Annotated in this window: 23 protein-coding genes; 16 read left to right on the forward strand and 7 right to left on the reverse strand. The window is 45.5% G+C overall.

All coding sequences use genetic code 11. The annotated features are described in order from the left end of the window. Positions 1–120: 120 nt before the first annotated feature. The 5 genes from QUB64_RS06570 to QUB64_RS06590 all read left to right on the forward strand — a co-directional run bounded on the left by QUB64_RS06570 (position 121) and on the right by QUB64_RS06590 (position 3,468). A complete protein-coding gene (locus QUB64_RS06570; protein WP_333266993.1) occupies positions 121–891 on the forward strand; it encodes a CHAT domain-containing protein in 771 nt (256 codons plus the stop codon). Beyond that, positions 888–1,064: a hypothetical protein gene (locus QUB64_RS06575; RefSeq protein ID WP_333266995.1), complete on the forward strand. Its 177-nt coding sequence runs from the start codon at positions 888–890 to the stop codon at positions 1,062–1,064. Before QUB64_RS06570 ends, QUB64_RS06575 begins: the two co-directional genes overlap by 4 nt. A 252-nt stretch (positions 1,065–1,316) precedes the next feature. Continuing rightward, positions 1,317–1,622 (forward strand): hypothetical protein, encoded by a 306-nt coding sequence (locus QUB64_RS06580; protein WP_333266997.1) that lies wholly within the window; start codon positions 1,317–1,319, stop codon positions 1,620–1,622. Positions 1,623–1,672: 50 nt separating this feature from the next. Then, positions 1,673–2,683 (forward strand): hypothetical protein, encoded by a 1,011-nt coding sequence (locus QUB64_RS06585; RefSeq protein ID WP_333266999.1) that lies wholly within the window; start codon positions 1,673–1,675, stop codon positions 2,681–2,683. Positions 2,684–2,898: 215 nt separating this feature from the next. Beyond that, entirely contained in the window at positions 2,899–3,468 is a 570-nt protein-coding gene (locus QUB64_RS06590) for a Uma2 family endonuclease (RefSeq protein WP_333267001.1), read from the forward strand. 203 nt (positions 3,469–3,671) lie between these two features. Here QUB64_RS06590 and argJ read toward each other — a convergent pair whose 3' ends face one another. From argJ to QUB64_RS06605, 3 genes are all read right to left on the reverse strand, one after another. Continuing rightward, a complete protein-coding gene (gene argJ / locus QUB64_RS06595; RefSeq protein WP_333267003.1) occupies positions 3,672–4,913 on the reverse strand; it encodes a bifunctional ornithine acetyltransferase/N-acetylglutamate synthase in 1,242 nt (413 codons plus the stop codon). Between the two features lie 295 nt (positions 4,914–5,208). Beyond that, positions 5,209–5,412 (reverse strand): hypothetical protein, encoded by a 204-nt coding sequence (locus QUB64_RS06600; protein WP_333267004.1) that lies wholly within the window; start codon positions 5,410–5,412, stop codon positions 5,209–5,211. 296 nt (positions 5,413–5,708) lie between these two features. Further along, complete coding sequence (locus tag QUB64_RS06605; protein ID WP_333267006.1) at positions 5,709–5,903, reverse strand: hypothetical protein; 195 nt, start codon at positions 5,901–5,903, stop codon at positions 5,709–5,711. A 151-nt stretch (positions 5,904–6,054) separates the two neighbouring features. Between QUB64_RS06605 and QUB64_RS06610 the strand changes: the two genes are divergently transcribed. The 8 genes from QUB64_RS06610 (at position 6,055) to QUB64_RS06645 (ending at position 8,415) form a co-directional block, all read left to right on the forward strand. After that, positions 6,055–6,219: a hypothetical protein gene (locus QUB64_RS06610; RefSeq protein ID WP_333267008.1), complete on the forward strand. Its 165-nt coding sequence runs from the start codon at positions 6,055–6,057 to the stop codon at positions 6,217–6,219. A 143-nt stretch (positions 6,220–6,362) separates the two neighbouring features. Further along, the gene (locus QUB64_RS06615) at positions 6,363–6,617 is read left to right on the forward strand and encodes a type II toxin-antitoxin system ParD family antitoxin (RefSeq protein ID WP_333267010.1); all 255 of its coding nucleotides are present in this window, start codon (positions 6,363–6,365) and stop codon (positions 6,615–6,617) included. Then, the gene (locus tag QUB64_RS06620) at positions 6,607–6,783 is read left to right on the forward strand and encodes a hypothetical protein (RefSeq protein ID WP_333267012.1); all 177 of its coding nucleotides are present in this window, start codon (positions 6,607–6,609) and stop codon (positions 6,781–6,783) included. Before QUB64_RS06615 ends, QUB64_RS06620 begins: the two co-directional genes overlap by 11 nt. Before the next feature lie 16 nt (positions 6,784–6,799). Beyond that, positions 6,800–6,922 carry a hypothetical protein gene (locus QUB64_RS06625; RefSeq protein ID WP_333267015.1) on the forward strand — a complete coding sequence of 41 codons (123 nt, stop codon included), beginning with the start codon at positions 6,800–6,802 and terminating at the stop codon, positions 6,920–6,922. 188 nt (positions 6,923–7,110) lie between these two features. Further along, positions 7,111–7,455, forward strand: a complete 345-nt coding sequence (locus QUB64_RS06630) for a hypothetical protein (RefSeq protein ID WP_333267017.1) — start codon at positions 7,111–7,113, stop codon at positions 7,453–7,455. Next, on the forward strand, positions 7,452–7,667 hold the full coding sequence (locus tag QUB64_RS06635) for a hypothetical protein (RefSeq protein WP_333267019.1): 216 nt from the start codon (positions 7,452–7,454) through the stop codon (positions 7,665–7,667). The genes QUB64_RS06630 and QUB64_RS06635 overlap by 4 nt, the downstream gene beginning before the upstream one ends. Positions 7,668–7,856: 189 nt before the next feature. Further along, positions 7,857–8,105, forward strand: coding sequence for a DUF4160 domain-containing protein (locus QUB64_RS06640; protein WP_333267020.1), 249 nt, complete (start codon positions 7,857–7,859; stop codon positions 8,103–8,105). Between the two features lie 13 nt (positions 8,106–8,118). After that, on the forward strand, positions 8,119–8,415 hold the full coding sequence (locus QUB64_RS06645; protein ID WP_333267022.1) for a DUF2442 domain-containing protein: 297 nt from the start codon (positions 8,119–8,121) through the stop codon (positions 8,413–8,415). Here the strand turns inward: QUB64_RS06645 and QUB64_RS06650 are convergent. Next, the gene (locus tag QUB64_RS06650) at positions 8,409–8,555 is read right to left on the reverse strand and encodes a hypothetical protein (RefSeq protein WP_333267024.1); all 147 of its coding nucleotides are present in this window, start codon (positions 8,553–8,555) and stop codon (positions 8,409–8,411) included. The two genes, QUB64_RS06645 and QUB64_RS06650, sit on opposite strands and share 7 nt — an antisense overlap. Before the next feature lie 58 nt (positions 8,556–8,613). Between QUB64_RS06650 and QUB64_RS06655 the strand changes: the two genes are divergently transcribed. Further along, entirely contained in the window at positions 8,614–8,994 is a 381-nt protein-coding gene (locus tag QUB64_RS06655) for an endonuclease domain-containing protein (protein WP_333267026.1), read from the forward strand. A 166-nt stretch (positions 8,995–9,160) separates the two neighbouring features. Here QUB64_RS06655 and QUB64_RS06660 read toward each other — a convergent pair whose 3' ends face one another. After that, entirely contained in the window at positions 9,161–9,340 is a 180-nt protein-coding gene (locus QUB64_RS06660) for a hypothetical protein (RefSeq protein WP_333267028.1), read from the reverse strand. A 228-nt stretch (positions 9,341–9,568) separates the two neighbouring features. Beyond that, positions 9,569–12,901, reverse strand: coding sequence for a pesticin C-terminus-like muramidase (locus tag QUB64_RS06665; RefSeq protein WP_333267030.1), 3,333 nt, complete (start codon positions 12,899–12,901; stop codon positions 9,569–9,571). A 1,040-nt stretch (positions 12,902–13,941) separates the two neighbouring features. On the opposite strand from QUB64_RS06665, the gene QUB64_RS06670 reads away from it, so the two are divergent. Both QUB64_RS06670 and QUB64_RS06675 read left to right on the forward strand, forming a co-directional pair. Continuing rightward, the gene (locus QUB64_RS06670) at positions 13,942–14,967 is read left to right on the forward strand and encodes a site-2 protease family protein (protein ID WP_333267032.1); all 1,026 of its coding nucleotides are present in this window, start codon (positions 13,942–13,944) and stop codon (positions 14,965–14,967) included. A gap of 68 nt (positions 14,968–15,035) precedes the next feature. Beyond that, the gene (locus QUB64_RS06675) at positions 15,036–15,713 is read left to right on the forward strand and encodes a PEP-CTERM sorting domain-containing protein (protein ID WP_333267034.1); all 678 of its coding nucleotides are present in this window, start codon (positions 15,036–15,038) and stop codon (positions 15,711–15,713) included. 494 nt (positions 15,714–16,207) lie between these two features. Here the strand turns inward: QUB64_RS06675 and QUB64_RS06680 are convergent, their stop codons facing one another. Further along, a complete protein-coding gene (locus QUB64_RS06680) occupies positions 16,208–17,797 on the reverse strand; it encodes a glycoside hydrolase family 57 protein (protein WP_333267036.1) in 1,590 nt (529 codons plus the stop codon). Positions 17,798–17,864 lie beyond the last annotated feature (67 nt).

The raw sequence follows: 17,864 nt of genomic DNA on the forward strand, positions 1-17,864 counted from the left end.
CCTTATTAAGGGGGGTTAGGGGGGATCAAAGCCTTGAAAACCCAGCCGAAATCTCTGACTTACCTCCAAGTCTAGATCCCCCTCGCATACCCCCTACTCCCCCGAATCGTTGCGGGGACTTTGAATGCTGGGGATTTAGCTATCCTCACCATCGAAAATCCCCACAGCGTAATTACCGATAAAAACGGCCAACCAAAAAGACTCGCCCCTCTCCCCGCCGCCGAAATCGAATCGGAAATTATTTGCCGAATGTTCGACAATTCCACCCGACTCGAAGAAGACGCAGCCACCCTCGATGAAGTCGAAAGATTATTGCAACAGTCGCACAAAATTTTTCACTTCACAGGCCACGGCAGCTATAATTTTGATAAGCCCCTAGAATCAACTTTATACTTAAGCAACACCCATCGATTAACAGTCAGAGAAATCATCAAACACAATCTCAGCAACTACCAATTAATCTGCCTTCCCGCCTGCGAAACCGCCTTGACAGACAAACAAACAATTCTCGCCGAATATGTGGGATTGACTAGCGGTTTTATGCGCGCGGGAGTTGGCTGTGTCGTCAGTACCCTGTGGCCCATAGAATCTGGTGCGAGTACCTTATTAATGATTTATTTTTACCAACGGTGGCGAGAAGCCGGCGATTCTCTACCCGTGGCTTTAGCAAATGCTCAAAAATGGCTGCGAGAAGCCACCCGCGAGGATTTAGCCACCTGGTATCAAGGGGAAATTAACAAGATTTCCGGAAACAGCAGCGAACAGTCTGAAGATGAAGCTATGCTAATCGAGTCTTTGAAAACCGCTCAGCGAGAACTGGATAAAAAAGAATATCAACCCTATAAGCATCCCTACTACTGGGCTGCCTTTACTATCAGTGGATTATTATGAAAGACACACAAAACGAGATTCTTAAAGCTTTTTTTGTGGCGCTATATCAACAAACCGAACCGTTGCCAGCTCATGTTCAATTAGAGTTTAATAAAACCGCTAAAAATTTCAAAATTTCAGATATTTTAAGACTTAAGGAACTACATCCTCCTCTGCTAGCTGCTTATGAATAAAACTATTCATTCTTAAAGAATCATAGCAGCCAACGCAGCAAAGGATTAGAGCGTAAGCCCCTCAAACAGAAAAAAATAACAATAGTAATCCTGAAATTGATAAGAGCGCTGGCAGCATCGGCGATTTACCAGATGTGTCGAAAATTATAGCTCAAATTGATCAAACAGAAATTTTGCAAGCTGTGGACTCAGTACAAGCAGTTAAAGATCAAATATTATCGTTAATGGCAAAAATGGCAGAAGGTTTAGATCGTGAGTAACGAGAATTGGCTAATCTACCCAACTGTGGATTTATTTGTCTACGATTTAGCAGACGGTATCGGACAAAATGAGGACAAGATTAGCCAAAACCGCGAACTGTTTTTGCCAAAAATTTATGGCGACAATATCTCTGCGCTACAGCGAGAACAATTCAAACAAGCTGAAACTGAAACTGATGATTATATAGAATTACTAAAAAACCCAAACATAGCAGAATTTGAGCCTCCCTTAAATGGCTATTCCTATCCCGTCAAACTCGGCGATACTTATGCGGCACAATTTGACCTGGCAAAATAGAACCCGACGCAGACAAGAGATTTGCACAAAAAGAAATCGACTGTTGAGAATTGCTGAAACAAGAATTGATTTGCCGCATAAATTCACCCGCTACCATCGGTCAAAGTTGGTTTATTTCGGGACAATTGACGGCTGACGATCGAGACGCTTTAACAACTGCTAAAAATTGCTACACTAAACTGAATCTATTCCCTAATGCTGTAGGGGACAGAGATTTGCAAACCGAAGGGCAATTTTTAGGTGCAAATTTTTACGAATTGTGGCAGCCTCCTGGAGACCAGGGCAATATCAGCCAAAATCATCACGTTTTAATTTGCTTGTTTCCTTACAATAGCGGTCAATCAATTCTGGTTCTTAGCAATACCTTTGATGAATTTTATACGCATTTAATCCGATTATTTGCCTGTCGCCATAAAGTGATTTGGGCTTACACTCAAAGCCGCGAACTTAAAGTTCGCCTCAAAGACAGTTATGGGAAAATTCAACAAGTTGTTAATCGACTCCTAGCACTGGTGAATTCCCCTCAAGTTGACCTCAAAGAATTACAGAAAAATTTAGTTGATTTTTTGACAATTTACTCGGCTTATGCTAGTAATATCAGCGGACTGGAACAGCAAGAAAATACAATCAAAACTCACCTCATAAATTACCAGATCCGCCTGAAAAAAATCAGCCAAAAAATGGGAACTGATGCAAAAGATTTCAAATTTATGGGGAAATTTAGCATTTTTGTTAAGGAGAAGTATGTTTGGCAAGTGGAAGCTGATAATCGGAGTTTGAGTGGAGGTTTGAGGTTGTTGGAAAATGCGATTGAGACGATTGAGGGGATTATTGAGATTGAGAGGGCTAAGAGCGATCGCACTTTAAACTTTACCATTGGTACAGTGGGCGTAGGAATTGCGACTAGCGGCGTAGCAGCCAGCGTCTATGCAGGCCAAATTAAACCTCCGCAAAATCCGATGGATGCGAATGCGGTTTTTGGGTTGAGTATGGGTTTGGGAATTGTTGCTGGGGTGTTAAGCGCGATCGCCCTAATCGCGATCGGCAAGAAACGGCGCTAAAATAGTTGTAGGATTTACGCATTTATAATCAGGGAACCGATCCCCCCTAACCCCCCTTAGTAAGGGGGGGACAAGAGTTGTTCAAAGTCCCCCTTATTAAGGGGGATTTAGGGGGATCGAGACTCGGCTAGAAGCGACTGGAATCGGATCTTGAAATCGCTTCTTGTCAAACGAAGTCCGCCTGCGCGGACTGAAGATAGAAGGGAGGTAATAAAATGACAACAGTTACTTTAAACTTAGATACTGTCGAATTAAGCGACGAACAGTTTTACCGTTTATGCCAGATGAATCGAGATTGGCAATTTGAACGGACTGCTAAAGGAGAAATTATCATTATGTCACCAGTAGGCGGAGTCAGCGGCAATCGAGAAGCGGATTTAATTACAGATTTGGGCTTGTGGAACCGTCAAACGCAGTTAGGGAGAGTGTTTAGTTCCTCAACAATTTTTCGGTTGCCAAATAATGGAGATAGATCTCCTGATGCTGCTTGGGTTAGTTTGGAAAGATGGTCGGCTTTAACTGAGGAACAAAGGGAAAAGTTTCCGCCGATTTGTCCAGATTTTGTCATAGAATTGCGATCGCGCACAGACCCACTAAAGCCGATTCAGGAGAAGATGCAGGAATATATCAACAGCGGTTTGCGTTTGGGTTGGTTGATTAATCCTCAAGACGAACAAGTGGAAATTTATCGCGCTAATCGCGAGGTGGAGATTGTACAGTTTCCGGTTAGTTTGTCTGGGGAAGATGTGTTACCGGGATTTGTGTTGAATTGGCCGATGGTTTGAATGAGAATTAGAAGAATCAGCGATTTCAATCGCCGGGGATCTGTCGCCGCGATTTCAATCGCCGGCGCATCTTCAACCCACGGAGGTGGGTTTTGTCTGTGTAGCCGCGGTTTCCAACCGCCGGGGCTGTGTCGCCGCGATTCCAACCGCCCGGGCTGTGCAGGCGCAGTTTGCAACCGCCCGGGCATCTGAAATTACCGCCCTTAAGTCGTATACTCAGCGTTAATCTTCACGTAGTCGTAACTCAAATCGCATCCCCAAGCCTTCGCAAAACCGCCACCATTCCCGACAGCAACCTGAATTAAAACCGTGTCTTCCTTCAGATATTCACCAATAGCAGCCGCCTTCATATAATTACTCGCAGCAGATTTATCGAACTCTTTGGGTTGTCCATTTTCCATCATCAAAAAATCTCCCAATTGAATCCGCAAATTCTCTTGGTCAAAAGCAACACCAGCGCGCCCCGCCGCCGCCGCAATCCTTCCCCAATTTGGATCGCGCCCAAAAATAGCAGCCTTCACCAAAGAAGAACCGACAATTGTTTTGGCAATTTTACTCGCAGAAACTTCGTCGGTGGCGCCGCTAACTTGCACTTCCACCAAACAGGTTGCACCTTCGCCATCGCGGGCGATCGCCTTTGCTAAATGCACGCAAACTTCTGTCAGCATTGCTTCTAATTTTTCAGCATCCGCGCCCATTTCTGTAATTGCCGGCGTGCGGGATTGGCCGTTAGTCAAAGCAATTAGCGAATCGTTGGTACTGGTATCGCCGTCAACAGTAATTTGATTGAAACTTCTGTTAGCCGCTCGACTCAGCATTTCCTGCCACAAATGTGACGATACTGCTGCATCACAAGTTACAAATGCTAGCATTGTTGCCATATTCGGGTGAATCATTCCCGAACCTTTGCAAATGCCACCGATGCGTACCGGGCGATCGCCAAACATGGTTTCCAGAGCGATCGTTTTCGGCACTAAATCAGTCGTACAAATAGCCTTAGCAGCCGCATCAGAACCTGTTTCCGATGCCTCAGCAACCAATCGTGGAATTCCCGCCCTCAGCGGCTCCATTTTAATCCGCTGTCCGATCACGCCAGTGGAGGCCAAAAGAATTGATTCAGAAGGAATATTCAGCGCTTCTCCCAACAATTTCGCGCTTTCGAGGGCATCTGCTAAGCCTGCTTCGCCAGTAGCAGCATTGGCTTGTCCGGCATTGCACAAAATTGCTTTGGCGCTGGGTTTAGCTTGCAAACGCTGGCGGCAGTAGTCCACGCAAGCGGCCCGGACTGTGGATGTGGTGAAGACTCCGGCGGCGATCGCGTCCACCTCTGACAAAATTAAACTTAAATCCGGCAAGCCTGAAGGCTTCAAACCCGCTGTAATTCCCGATGCTCGATATCCTCTGGGTGCTGTAACTCCGCCGCCAATTTCTTTCCAGTCCGACATGATGACCTCCCTAGTAGCCTTCAATCTGCTGAAAAGGGATTATATCAAGTTTCTCGGCACAAACGTCTTTTATTCTTTGTGATGTATAGGTTTGAGGCGAACTAACTCTCATGCAAGCTCACCTTTTGCTCACCAGCACTACAACTAAAATCTTGGCAATGACTAATAACTAATGACTAAGGCCTAATGACTAATGACTAATGCCTAAGGCCTAATGACTAATGACTAATGCCTAATGACTAATGCCTAATGCCTAATGACTAATGACTAATGACTAATGACTGATGACTAATGCCTAATGCCCAATGCCCAATGCCCTGCGAGCGCCAATGCCCCATGCCCTGTTTGCCCCATGCCCCACTGCCCTGCGCGGGCCCATGCCCCACTGCCCTGCGCGGGCCCATGCCCAATGCCCCATGCCCCATGCCCCATGCCCCATGCCCCATGCCCAATGACTAATAAAATTAATCGCGACTTCTGCTGTAGAGATCGAACTCAAGAAGAAGTCGCGACGGTTTTGTAACTGTCATTATTAATTTTTAGCTGGCAAACAACAAACTCGATTCAACTGTCTCGCTGTTGAAAAAACGAGTTATTTGCGATCGACACTCGACGCAGAACCAGTTTCTAAACCAACTTCAGCAGCAGCGCGGCGAGCGCATGGATTCCTGACGGTTTTTGACAAGGTGTTGGTGGCGCATCATCAGGCTGCGCGCTTGTTGTTGAGTAGACATAACTGGTTTCTCCAAATGTAGGTAATGGGTTTGCGGGCAATTGGGGAAATTGAGCTTTGCCTTAGCTCATGGTGGCGTTGCTGCGATCGTAACTGGCTTGAAGGCTTGGCTGCGGCTTGCCTTGAATGTGGCCCCAGTAGTGGGTATCTTCCATCCCGACTTCGCTGGCGCTGCGGTTGAGCATGGATTGCTGCCGGTTCTTCACCATGTGGTGGTGGCGCATCATCAGAGAGCGGGCTTGATTTTCGGTAGACATATCCGGTTCCTCCGTCTTCCTTGATTTAATGTTGGGCTGTTTTTCTGTCCCTATTTATGAATATATCAGATAATTCTGTATCTAAAGCTACAAATTTTAAATTGTCACAAAACTTTACACTTGGTTGAGAAGTGCGATCGAGATGCGGGGAGTGCAAGAAGGGTGGAAAGTGCGATCGCGCCTCGCTTGTGAAAAAGTTGTTAAGGGCGATCGAGTGGCGCGATGTCGAAAAGGTCGAGATCCCTTCGCCCGTGAAACAGGAGTTAAGGGATCTCGACCTTTGGATGCTAAAAGATCGAGATCCCGTGGCTTGTGAAAAAGTTGTCAAGAGCGATCGACCTTTGGATACCAAAAGAACACTAGCGTCATCTTTCCATACCCAAATATCTTGAATAACAAAATGTGATACTTTGTGTTATTATGGAAATCTTAGTTGACTCAAATAGGTGACTCAACATTATGAATATATCCTTAACTCCTGAACTAGAACAATTTGTTCAGTCAACAGTCGAAAACGGTAGGTACTCATCGGCTTCAGAAGTAATACTGGCTGCGTTACGATTGCTAAAAGAACGGGAAATTTTAGTAGTTTTGAATCCGATTTTGTCAGACGTAAAGCAGAAATCAAGTTATGATTTTTCAGATTTGGTGGGACGATTAACTTGGCAAGGAGATGCGGTAACAATGCAGAGGAATCTACGCGATGAGTGGTAATCGCTATGTGTTAGATACAAATGCTATCGTGGCTCTGCTTCAAGGAAATATTCAACTCAGAGAATTACTTAAAGATGCTGAGTGGCTGGGAGTTTCAGTTATTAGCCAAATAGAGTTTTTGGTATTTCCTGGGCTAACTCAAGACGATCGTCCGTCAGATTTTTGAGCAGTTTCTGCAACGAGTGGAGGTTCTTGGTTTAGCGGCGATTGATGCTGTTTTGATAGAGAAAATTATTGAAATTCGCCAGCAATATCGCTTGAAACTACCGGATGCGGTTATTGCGGCAATGGCAATCCAAAATTAAGCAAATTTGGTGACTGCCGATAGAGAGTTTGCTAAGGTAACAAGTTTAACTGTAATTAATTGGTAGCGATCGCCCTTTCTGGAAAACAACAGTCAACGGCTCTCGACCTTTCGTTAAAGGTAAATTAAATCAAAAGTGAATCACAATTAGATTTACAATGATTAAGCAGCTATGAGGAATGTGCAAATATGGCAAAATTTCAAAATGAACTTGCGGAAATCATCTGGAACTTAAAACGTCAGTTACTAGATATTATTGATGCCGCAACAACAGCAGAATTGACCTTGTTTGAACTATTTGGAGAAACCAGTGACACAATCCCATTTTTGGATGAACTCAAAAGCGTGGCTGAACGTGCTGCACCTTGGTTTTCGCGGTTGTCTAATTTTCAATTACGCATAGCTGAGTCTCAACCCGCGATTCCGGCTGATATGCTAAACTTAGTAAACCAATCTATTGAACGCATCCAAAGGGAAATTCCCGCAATGGAACGGAGTATTCAAGAAGTGAAAACGGAGTGGAACTTGCCATGACTAGCCAACCCCACATTCCAGATCCAGAAACAGCTAAGAGATTATTGGCCTCTTTGCGCCACAGTCGTTTAGCGATGGAAACAGCTACGCTGGAATTAGAAGATATCACGATGCAGTTAGAAAATAATAACAGGCAAAAGCGTTTGGTACGCTTGAGGCAGGCGATTAAGGATGCTGAAGCAGAGTCAAGTTTTTTGCAGTCAACTAGATAATAGATTGTGGGGAAATGGCGATCGACCTTTCATGTCAAAAGAGCGATCGCCCTTCCCTGAGAAAAAGTCGTAACGGGCGATCGACCTTTCGATGCCAAAAAGAGCGATCGCTGAAAATCCGCTCTAAAATGTGATTGTGCCCGCGAGTTCGGCTACAATAATCCTCGTATCGTCGTTTAAAGAAGCTTTATGCCAGAAGTTGCACGATTTTACGGAATTATCATCAAAATTTTCTTTGGGGATCACCCACCTCCTCATTTTCATGCAGTTTACGGTGAGTACAATGCTTTAATCGGCATTGAATCTTTAGAGATTATCGAAGGAGATTTACCGAATCGGGCCGAAAAGCTGGTATTAGAATGGGCTGCATTGTATCAAAAAGAACTGCTGGATATGTGGAACAGCCAAGAATTTAGTAAACTTCCACCATTAAAATAAATTTGATTTTTTTATGAAACCCGAGCGCATTGTTTCTGCTAAAGCTATTGACGATAAAACCTTGATGGTTAAGTTTACCAATCTTGAAATCAGGAAATACAACATTTCTAAATTATTAGACAATCCGATGTTTGCAGCCTTACGCAATCCTGGGTTTTTCAGAAATTTTAGAATTGAACCTGGTGGTTATGGACTGGTTTGGAATGAGGACATCGATATTAGTGAGTATGAACTTTGGCAGAATGGAATTGGTTTGACGGATGAGGAAATTGAGCGATACATTGAATCTATACATCGTGTTGCTCACTGAGAAACAATGCCTGATACTGCTGGGCGATCGACCTTTCGATGCAAAAAGAGCGATCGCCCGTCGCGTGTGAAAAAGTTGTAACGGGCGATCGCTCTCCATTCCAAAATAATCCCCTCTTCACCTATAATCTCAAATAACATCCAGTCCCCCCCTTCTTAAGGGGGGTTAGGGGGGATCAGGCCAAGATTAGAAGCGATTATGCCCAAATTAAACGACTCCAACTTCCACCTACCCTACAACCCAAAACTCATCCCCATCGCCAAGGAACTTCGGAAAAATCCAACTCCAGCGGAGAAGAAACTTTGGCAGGATTTTCTGAGAAATTTCCCTTTTCGAGTTTTGAGACAGCGACCGATAGACAATTTTATTGTAGATTTTTATTGTGCGGCTTTACTGTTAGTAATTGAGATTGATGGGGAGAGTCATTTTACGGAACAAGGGAAACTATATGATGCAGAAAGAACCGGGATTTTAGAGGGGTATGGATTGAAGGTTGTCAGGTTTACGAATGTTGAGGTGTTGCAGAGTTGTGAGGGAGTTTGTGGGGAGTTGTTGGGTTTGATTGAGGGTGATTGTTGAGGCTAGATCCCCCCTAGCCCCCCTTAAGAAGGGGGGGACATGAGGGAGGAGAGTTGAATGGGTTGCTGGATGCGATCGGGGCGATCGGATAAAATATTAGGCGGCATAATTCCATTGTACTATGGAAAAGTTGACTCAATATCGATCGCGCGATTCGTAAAAAAAGCTATCGACCTTTCCATGCTAAAAGAGCGATCGACCTTCCCTGAGAAGAAGTCGTAAAAGGATCTCGATCTTTCGATACCAAAAAGAGCGATCGCCCGTCGCGTGTGAAAAAGTCGTCAAGGGCTCTCGACCTTTGGATGCAAAAAGAGCGATCGCCCGTCGCCCGTGAAAAAGTTGTCAAGGGCTCTCGACCTTTCGATGTCAAAAAGAGCGATCGCCCGCCGCCCATGAAAAAGTCGTAAAGGGATCTCGACCTTTCGATGCTAAAAACATCGCGCCTCTCCCCAAAAATTTCTCAAAAAAGCGCTCACTTTTACTCTCCCTTCCTCAAAAAGATCAAGTTTTATTTCCAAGGATTACACAAAAACTCTCTCTCTGCCCATGTATCATTGACCAAATTGCGTTTGCTTTATTTGGGAATTTTTTCTAGATAGTCAGCTTCTAGTCCGCGTCGGCTTGGGTAGTCATCTCCAAAAGTTCGCAAAGTATTGACTGCTTCTGACCACTTCTGTTGTGTTACAAATTTCCAAAACTCTTTACGTTTTGGACCAACTTTTTCTGTACTCAAATCTCCCCATTGATACCAAACCGATGCTATTACTGTTTGCGCTTCTGGTGGCAATTCCTTAAATTTGACCTGAGAATTATTATTATAGGCTCTTTCCACGTCTTCGGTTTTTTGTTTTTTAACCAATTTATCTATCTCTTTTGCTTCATTATCACTGATAGTTAGTGGCTGTTTTTTGAGAATTTTATCAGCCTCCCCTTGTTTAAGAAGAAGGTAAGGTTCTAATTTCGTGATTAGAACATCAGACAACCCCAATTTTTTCAGACCCATTTTGTCCTCTTGACCTAAATCGAAGCCGGTTGCTATAGTTACACCACTGCTAGATTTACCGAGTTCTGGTATATATCCTTGTGTGCGACTACCTCCCTCTCGCGCTGAGATGAAGTCCCAGTCTATCCTATAATCATTGATAAGCTTTTCCTGTCTTTCTAAGTCCTGAATGGTCTGAGATCGCTCTTTTTCCTTACTCTTTTTCTCCGTTTCAAGTGTAGATATTTCGCCTCGTATTTCACTAGCTTCCTTTTTTAATTTATCGTATTCAGCTTGAATTCCAGGGAACCAGAGCCACCATTCTTTGCTCTTTGCGTTATCTTCTTTTGTCTTTGCTGTTGTTTCTTTAGCTTTAATTTGATCCGAAATTTTTATTATGTCATTCTGAAGAGTCTGAATTTTCTGTTTGAGGTCTTCTAGCGACATCCCTCCAGTGCGAATTAGACTCGGCATAGTCTTCGGTGCTGAAGTAACGGTAACAGGTGTACCAGTACCAGTCTGATAACCTACAGGTAAATAAACCGACTGTCCTACCTGCAAATTAAGCGCTTCAGCTTCCGTAAATGTACCGCCACCGACTTTTTGAATTTCACGCCAGCGGTTAGCATCCCCTAGTTCACGTTTTGCAATGCCTGATAGAGTATCGCCCGATCGCACAATGTACTGCCGCTGCTTTCCAGGTGTTGCAGGAGGTGCATTATAGGAATTTGTCTGAGCATTTTCCAGTCGCACAAATGACACACCAGCATATTGCGCTGGTGTCAGAATTCGTTCCTTAATCCCGCTACCAGTCGGCCAATTTGCCTCACTAATCCGAACCCGTCCATCAGGATAAACTTCTTCCAAAAATGCAACGTGACCGACACTTCCTGCCCCTTTAGTATTAGGTGGCCAAACTACCAGTCCTCGCGTCCCAGCAGTTGGTGTAGAAGTAACTGGCAAACCTACCTTTAGAGCATCGTTCCTCCACGCCCCAGCATTGCCCCGAAACAGAGCATTATTCTTGATAGCAGCAGGTAGCAAGCCAGTTTCCAGCATCCTTCCGTAAGCATACCAAGTGCATTGCCCCTGCCAGTTGTAAGCAAACGGGTTGACTAATCCATTACGGTAGTTAGCTGAATTAGAGTTAATTGGAACTTGCGGTATTAGAGTTGGAGTTGGAGTTGGAGTTGGAGTTGGAGTTGGTGTCGGAGTTGGAGTTGGTGTCGGAGTTGGAGTTGGTGTCGGAGTTGGAGTTGGTGTCGGAGTTGGAGTTGGAGTTGGAGTTTGTATAGGTGGTAGCGGAGTAGAACCGGGCGCATTCCCGTTAATAAGTGCGCTCGCTATCCAGTTATTCGTGCCCGCGATCCGATACCACCGCTCATCGGGCGTTCCTAGTAGAACGTCAGAAATGCGCTCTCCATAAGTCCAACCGCTAAATTGAAGAGTAGTATTATAGTTATATGTGCCGACTATCCCAAAGCTAGTTCTAGGCCCCGATCGCACATTTGCACCAATCGTTGCCATTACCGAACCAGAAAAGTTTGCTGCTTCGATATTTGGCCACAGGGGTACACCAACCGCGCGTTCCCCAGGCGTTACCTTTCCTTCGCCACTCCAAGTTTCAGGAACAATGGTAGCCGGCTCATCATATTGTTCCGGCGCAGTCTTCTTCGCCAAATCCACCGCAGCCAACGTATTCAAAAACCCAAAACCCGTCTCATCATCCCATCCGAAGTTCCCTACATCCCTCGCCGTAGACTTCAAAATCTCAATCACCTGACGGTAACTCAACCCAGGATTCGCCGCCCAAACCAAAGAAATCGCACCCGTAACCTTAGCCGTCGCTACCGAAGTCCCCGCCATCGTCCCCAAATCATTTCCCACAGTCGATAAACCAGGGTGTTCAGTCGTGCCGCCATCAGCCACAATATCCAATCCACGACCAAAACTAGAATAGATCGATCGCCCGTTAATATCCCCAGCACCAACCGTAATAATATTATCAAACTCCTGAGAAGCTTGACCCAGAACCGACATCACGCCGCCATCATTACCCGCCGCAGCTACCAGCAAAACTCCATTTTGACGCGCATATTCGATCGCACTTCTTTCTTGCGGCGTCAACTCATAGCGCGTCGTCACGCTTCCGTCGGGATTCTTTTGAGTCAAATCTAAGCTGAGATTGGCGATCGCATTTTTCTGTCCCGAAGCCTTCGCAGCATCCACAAACTCTACCAAAGAATCCGCCCATCTCCCAGAGTCGATCGCCCTGGACACCCATTTCGGCGCAGTCTTGTTGATTGCGTCAATAATCCCCAACATAAAAGTACCGTGCTCGCTGCCTTCTCCAGCCTTCAACAACGGATTATCATCCCCGCCCACATAATCGCGGCCCTGCTTGATATTCGCGTAATTAAAATAGGGACTGTTCGCATTTACGCCAGTATCAATTGTCCCCACCAACGGCTGAGAAGCTAACGGAAAATTTAGCAATTGCCGAATTGCATTCGGATCTTTCGGATTCGGCGAACCCGGATCGATCGGAATTAGAGCGATCGGCAAAGTCTCAAACGCACCGCCCGGATTGTAAGGTGATTGAGTGGCAATCCCATCATGGTACAGACCCAGCGGGTCAAAATCAATCAGCGGCGGTAAATTGTTTATTGGCGATCCAGGAGGTGCGATCGGACAAACACCGCTATCGGCCAGAAAATTAGGTAAATGTAAATCTGGTAGCGACAAAGAACCCAATAACTGATGCAGCGGATCGAAATCATCCAACCATCCCCCAACACCCGCACTCGGAGTCACAATTCTTTCCAACACATGACTGCGGGATTTTTTGCGGCCTTTGCGTTTCGGTGAATTCCCAAAACCTGTAGCCTGTTTGCGTTTTTTGCCACCAAAATTTAGCCAACCCATAATTTTTGCACCCTGATTAATATGAATTCCATCGCGCGGACTCGCTCAAATGCCTCCAGCATTCAACCAAAATCCTTACTTGACAAAAATCTGTAAGTAATACTCGGAAAAATTCTGTTTGTTTGAAAAATTACGCAAACTTAACAAATTTTACGTATTGGCGATCCTTTCACATCTGCCGCGCTTTGCTAACGGTCTGGCTGGCGATCGAGCCAATACTTTGTCAATGCTTAATTTTTAGGTTTTTTTTGCTTCTTCACGATTATCCTACATCAAAAACCCTCTTTTGATTATAAAGTTTGTGTAAAGTTGTTCTGGTAACTTAATTAGGGCTGACTCCGAAACCGGGTTTTTACGAAAATATGGGATTGTAGCCTTTAATATCGATGAAAAACCCGGTTTCTTTGGTATTGATGCGTCTAGGAAGTTAATCAAGAGACCCGGTTTCCGGCCGCCAGCGCTACACTCCGAAAATAGTTAAAACTTGCACTTGCTTTTTTTCTGATTTCTGATAATATGAACGCAGAGGTGAAATTTGGAATAAGGTCTAAAGCCTTAGTAAATATCACTAAAGCTTCTTCAAAAACTACTCTTTCATTTCCCTGCTTCCTTGAAACAGGGGCAAGCAGTGCTTGGAAACTTGACGTTTTCAGGAAAATTTAGGGCGATCGAACTTTCTTCTCTTAAAAAAGGGGATAACAAAAGCCGTCGTCGTCCTCGTCAAAGTCCCCCTTCTTAAGGGGGATGCGAGGGGGATCTGAATTTGAGGGGGAAAGGGCAATTTGAAAACACACCCTAGCGCGTGTTTTCAAACCCTAAGATCCCCCCCAGCCCCCCTTAAAAAGGGGGGAGAAAGAGCTTCCCCCCTTTTTAAGGGGGGAGAAAGAGCTTCTTCAAAATCTCCTACTTAAGGAGGATGCGAGGGGATATGAATTTGATGGTGAAAATTGAAAACACGTGCTAGGGGCGATATTTCAGACTACAAAGTCATAATTTTTATTTAGTCGATCGCACTTGGTCAGCCAAAGTAACAATCTGCTATGGAACTCAAATCAGCGGTGCAGTGGATAGCTCATCCAGACGGTCATTGGATACTTCGCAATCCCGAAGACATGACTTTCATGGAAGTTGACGACTTGGACAAACAGGTAATCTTGCAACTAAGCAAACAACCCGTAACTAACACTCTCGCTGAATATGACATCGATTTAGAAGATGTGCAAAATCTATTGAGAAGCTTAGCACAAACGGGAATGCTAGAAGGAACAAAAGCCCCGAAAGCCAAATTCAACATCCTATCTTTCACAATTCCCCTAATCAATCCCGATGTCTGGTTGTCGCAGCACATCGACAAACTGCGCTGGATTTGGACGTGGGAGTTTGGCTTTTTTCTGTGCGCTTTCATCGCATCTTCCGCCGCAGCGTGGTTTGGTTCCTCAGCGGAAGTTGTTGTCTCGCACCAGCAGTTATGGACAGCCGGGAAAATTGAGACTATTATCACATTTATCTTGCTGACAATCCTGGTAATATCTTTGCACGAACTCGGTCACGCTTTCACGCTCAAACACTACGGCGGCGTTGTTAAAGAAATTGGATTGCTGTTTATGTGTTTCATCCCCGGATGTTATACAGATACTAGCGACCAATACAGTTTTGTCAAGCGGAAACAGCGAGTTGTAGTCGTGGCGGCGGGAGTTTTGATGCAAGTAACAATTTGGGCTTGTGCTGTTTGGATTTGGCTGTTTTCTCAGTCGAATTCTGTCTGTCATCAAGTTAGTTATTTGTTGATGTTGGCGGCGTTGCTGACTGTTGCAATTAATTTGAATCCTCTCAACCGATTTGACGGTTATTATTTGTTGGTCGCTGGCACTGGAATTAACAATTTGCGTCAAAAATCGTTTGATTTTTATATTGATTTGTTGCGGAGGGAGGAGATTGAGGCTGAACCCAGTGAGAGATTAGTTTTGGCGGCTTATGCGCCTTTGAGTATCGTTTATACTGTTTTTGCTTTGAGTTATTTAATGTCTTTGATGGGAAATTGGGTTTTGCGGGTTTGGATTTTTTAACCGCAGATGAACGCGGATTAACGCGGATGAAATACTGTTTGATTTTTTTAGTTAGGGGGTTTACTGATATGAATGTTTGTCAAAAGTTGGGAATTGTTGGCGGCAGTTTGAGTTTTGCGGTGTTGAGTCAATGTTTTTCTGTACAAGCTGCTACTCTGAGTCAAACTTATACTGTGAATCTGGATTCGCAGCCGTTAAATAGCAGTACGAATGTGGTTTTGCCGAAGTTTAATTCGCTGTTGGGTACTCTGTTGAGGGCTTATGTTACTGTTAAGTCTACTGTTAATAATAGTGTGAGCATTACTCCTTTGACTGGAGATTTTACGGGGACGGCTGCGACTAATGCTAATATTGCTGTGAATATTCCGCTGTTGAAAACTGACCCGAATTTGACTTTGAGTGTGTTGGCGAGTCCGCCGGAAACGAAGATTGCTAATGGTGGTACGGGAAGTGTTAGCGGTTCGGCTTCTGGTAGTGTGTCGAAGAGTTATGATTTGCCGAAGTTTTTGAGTGCTTTAACTGGCTGTGATGGTGATACTTTTACTGCTGGTGTGGCGACAACTGGTTTAACTCAAATTCTGGGGAGTCCGGCGAGAGGTAGTTTTGGCGGTAAGGTGTCGGCGGATATTGCTGCTAGTGTAACTTATGAGTTTGAAGCTGTGCCGGAACCGATGACGGTGGCTGGTAGGGTTGTGGCGGCTGGAATGGGTTTATTGTGGAAGAGAAGACGGATAAAAAAGGTGTAATTTGGTTCGTAGTCAGAAGCCGTAGGGTGCGGATACATCGAAAATCCTCAATAAAAATCGACAATCTCACAGATCCGCACCTGACCCTGACAAATAGTTGAGTAAACACACCCAACACTTCTTTTTTTGTAGCAAGAATTGAGAGAAATGATATTAGTTGAACCACTCCTGGGATGGTGCGTCGCTACTATATGCTTCGATTTGTTCCACATATTGTTGGGGGCGACGCACCCTACGACTGCGAAATGATATTAGTTGAACCACTCCTGGGATGGTGCGTCGCTATTATATGCTTCGATTTGTTCCACATATTGTTGGGGGCGACGCACCCTACGACTACTGTTTGTTCCCCGGAGATCCCCCTCGCATCCCCCTAAAAAAGGGGGACGCAAGAGGAATTTCTTGTTCCCCCCTTATTAAGGGGGGCTAGGGGGGATCGGCTTTAACCCAAGCGTATTGGGTTTTAAACTGTCGGGAATTGGCTCGAATTTTGCTTAAAGCGATCGATAAACGCGATAATTTATCTCAGGGAAGATGTTGTCTATCTCCTGAACCTTCTCCAACCAGCCGGAATCGACTTTGCCTTCTTTGACTTCATCGTACAGCTTGTGGAAGCGCATTAAGTGCGATCGCGTCCGCCGCACCGCATAGGGCACCATCGTCCCTGTACGCATGATAAACGCCCAGTCAGACGATTGAGCTAACAGCACTTCCCGCGCAGCTTGGTTCAAAGCCCGCAACTGCAACTCATCCTCTGCTTCCATGTTTCCCAACTCAATCATCCTTTCCGCAGCCTTGTGTAAATGCGGATAAATCCAAGCATTGGTATCGTTCAACCAATACTCGTGGAAACCCCGGAAACCCCAGCTAGACTGGGAAGGACGGCACACTTGCTGAGTCCGATTTTCTCGCAAATAATCGGCTAAGTGCGTCATTTCGTAGGTATTTTGGTCGTACCAACTCTTGCGGAATAAGTAATCTAAGAACCAAGGCCCTTCGTACCACCAGTGACCGAAAAGTTCGGCGTCGTAAGGCGATACAATAATTGGCGGACGCTGCATGATGCCGTTGAGGTGTTCGACTTGGCGTTCGCGGTTGAAGGCGAAGTTGCTGGCGTGTTCGGCTGCTTTTTCCCGCGCCCAGTACGGATCGTATAACTGTTTGTCGCCTAAACCCAATCCGCGACCGGTGATTTTGTGATATTTAATCCCGGTGTTTTTGCGCTGGCCGTTGGGCATGATGTAGGGTTTGATGTAGTCGTATTCGGCTTCCCAACCCAAATCTTTGTAGAATTCCCGGTATTCGGCGGCGCCCGGATAACCGACTTCGGATGACCAAACTTGCTGCGATGATTCGTGATCCCGACCAAATGCTGCTACTCCGCATTCGGTGAAAATTGGGGCGTAGCTACCGTAGCGGGGGCGCGGGCGGGCGTAGAGGATGCCGTGGCCGTCTGTGAGGAAGTAGCGGAGGCCGGCGTCGGCTAACATCCTTTCTAAGCCTTCGTAGTAGGCGCATTCGGGCAGCCAAATGCCTTTTGGGCGGCGGCCGAAGTTTTGTTCGTAGCTTTCGCAGGCTACTTGTATTTGCGCCCAAACTGCTTCGGGGTACATTTTCATCAGCGGTAGGTAGCCGTGGGTGGCCCCGCAGGTGATGATTTCGAGGTTGTTACTATCTTGGAATTGTTTGAAGGCTTTGACTAAATCTCGATCGAACTTTTCCCAATAATTACGGACTTGGGAGAAGTGGGCGGCGTAGTGTTCGCCTAAGTAGCGGAGGTGACCGTTGCCGCTGTTGTGTTCGATTTCGAGATCCGCTAGTTCTTCGAGTTTGGCTAAGTGGTCGTCGAAACGGTCTTGCAGCAAGGGGTCGCGCAGCATTGCCACCAATGGCGGTGTCATGCTCATGGTAATCTTAAAGTCGATGCCGTCGCGTTTTAGCCCTTCAAAGACTTGCAGCAGGGGAATGTAGGTTTCGGCGATCGCCTCAAACAGCCATTCTTCTTCTAGAACGTAGTCGCTTTCGGGGTGTCGGACAAACGGCAGGTGGGCGTGGAGAACGAGGGCAAGGTAGCCAATAGCCATAATGATTTGGATGACGCCAGTTAGGGACAGCTTTAAAATATTTTAAGATTTTATGCTGAAACGGGAC

It is taken from the genome of Microcoleus sp. Aus8_D2 (assembly GCF_036702665.1).
Classification (GTDB): domain Bacteria; phylum Cyanobacteriota; class Cyanobacteriia; order Cyanobacteriales; family Microcoleaceae; genus Microcoleus.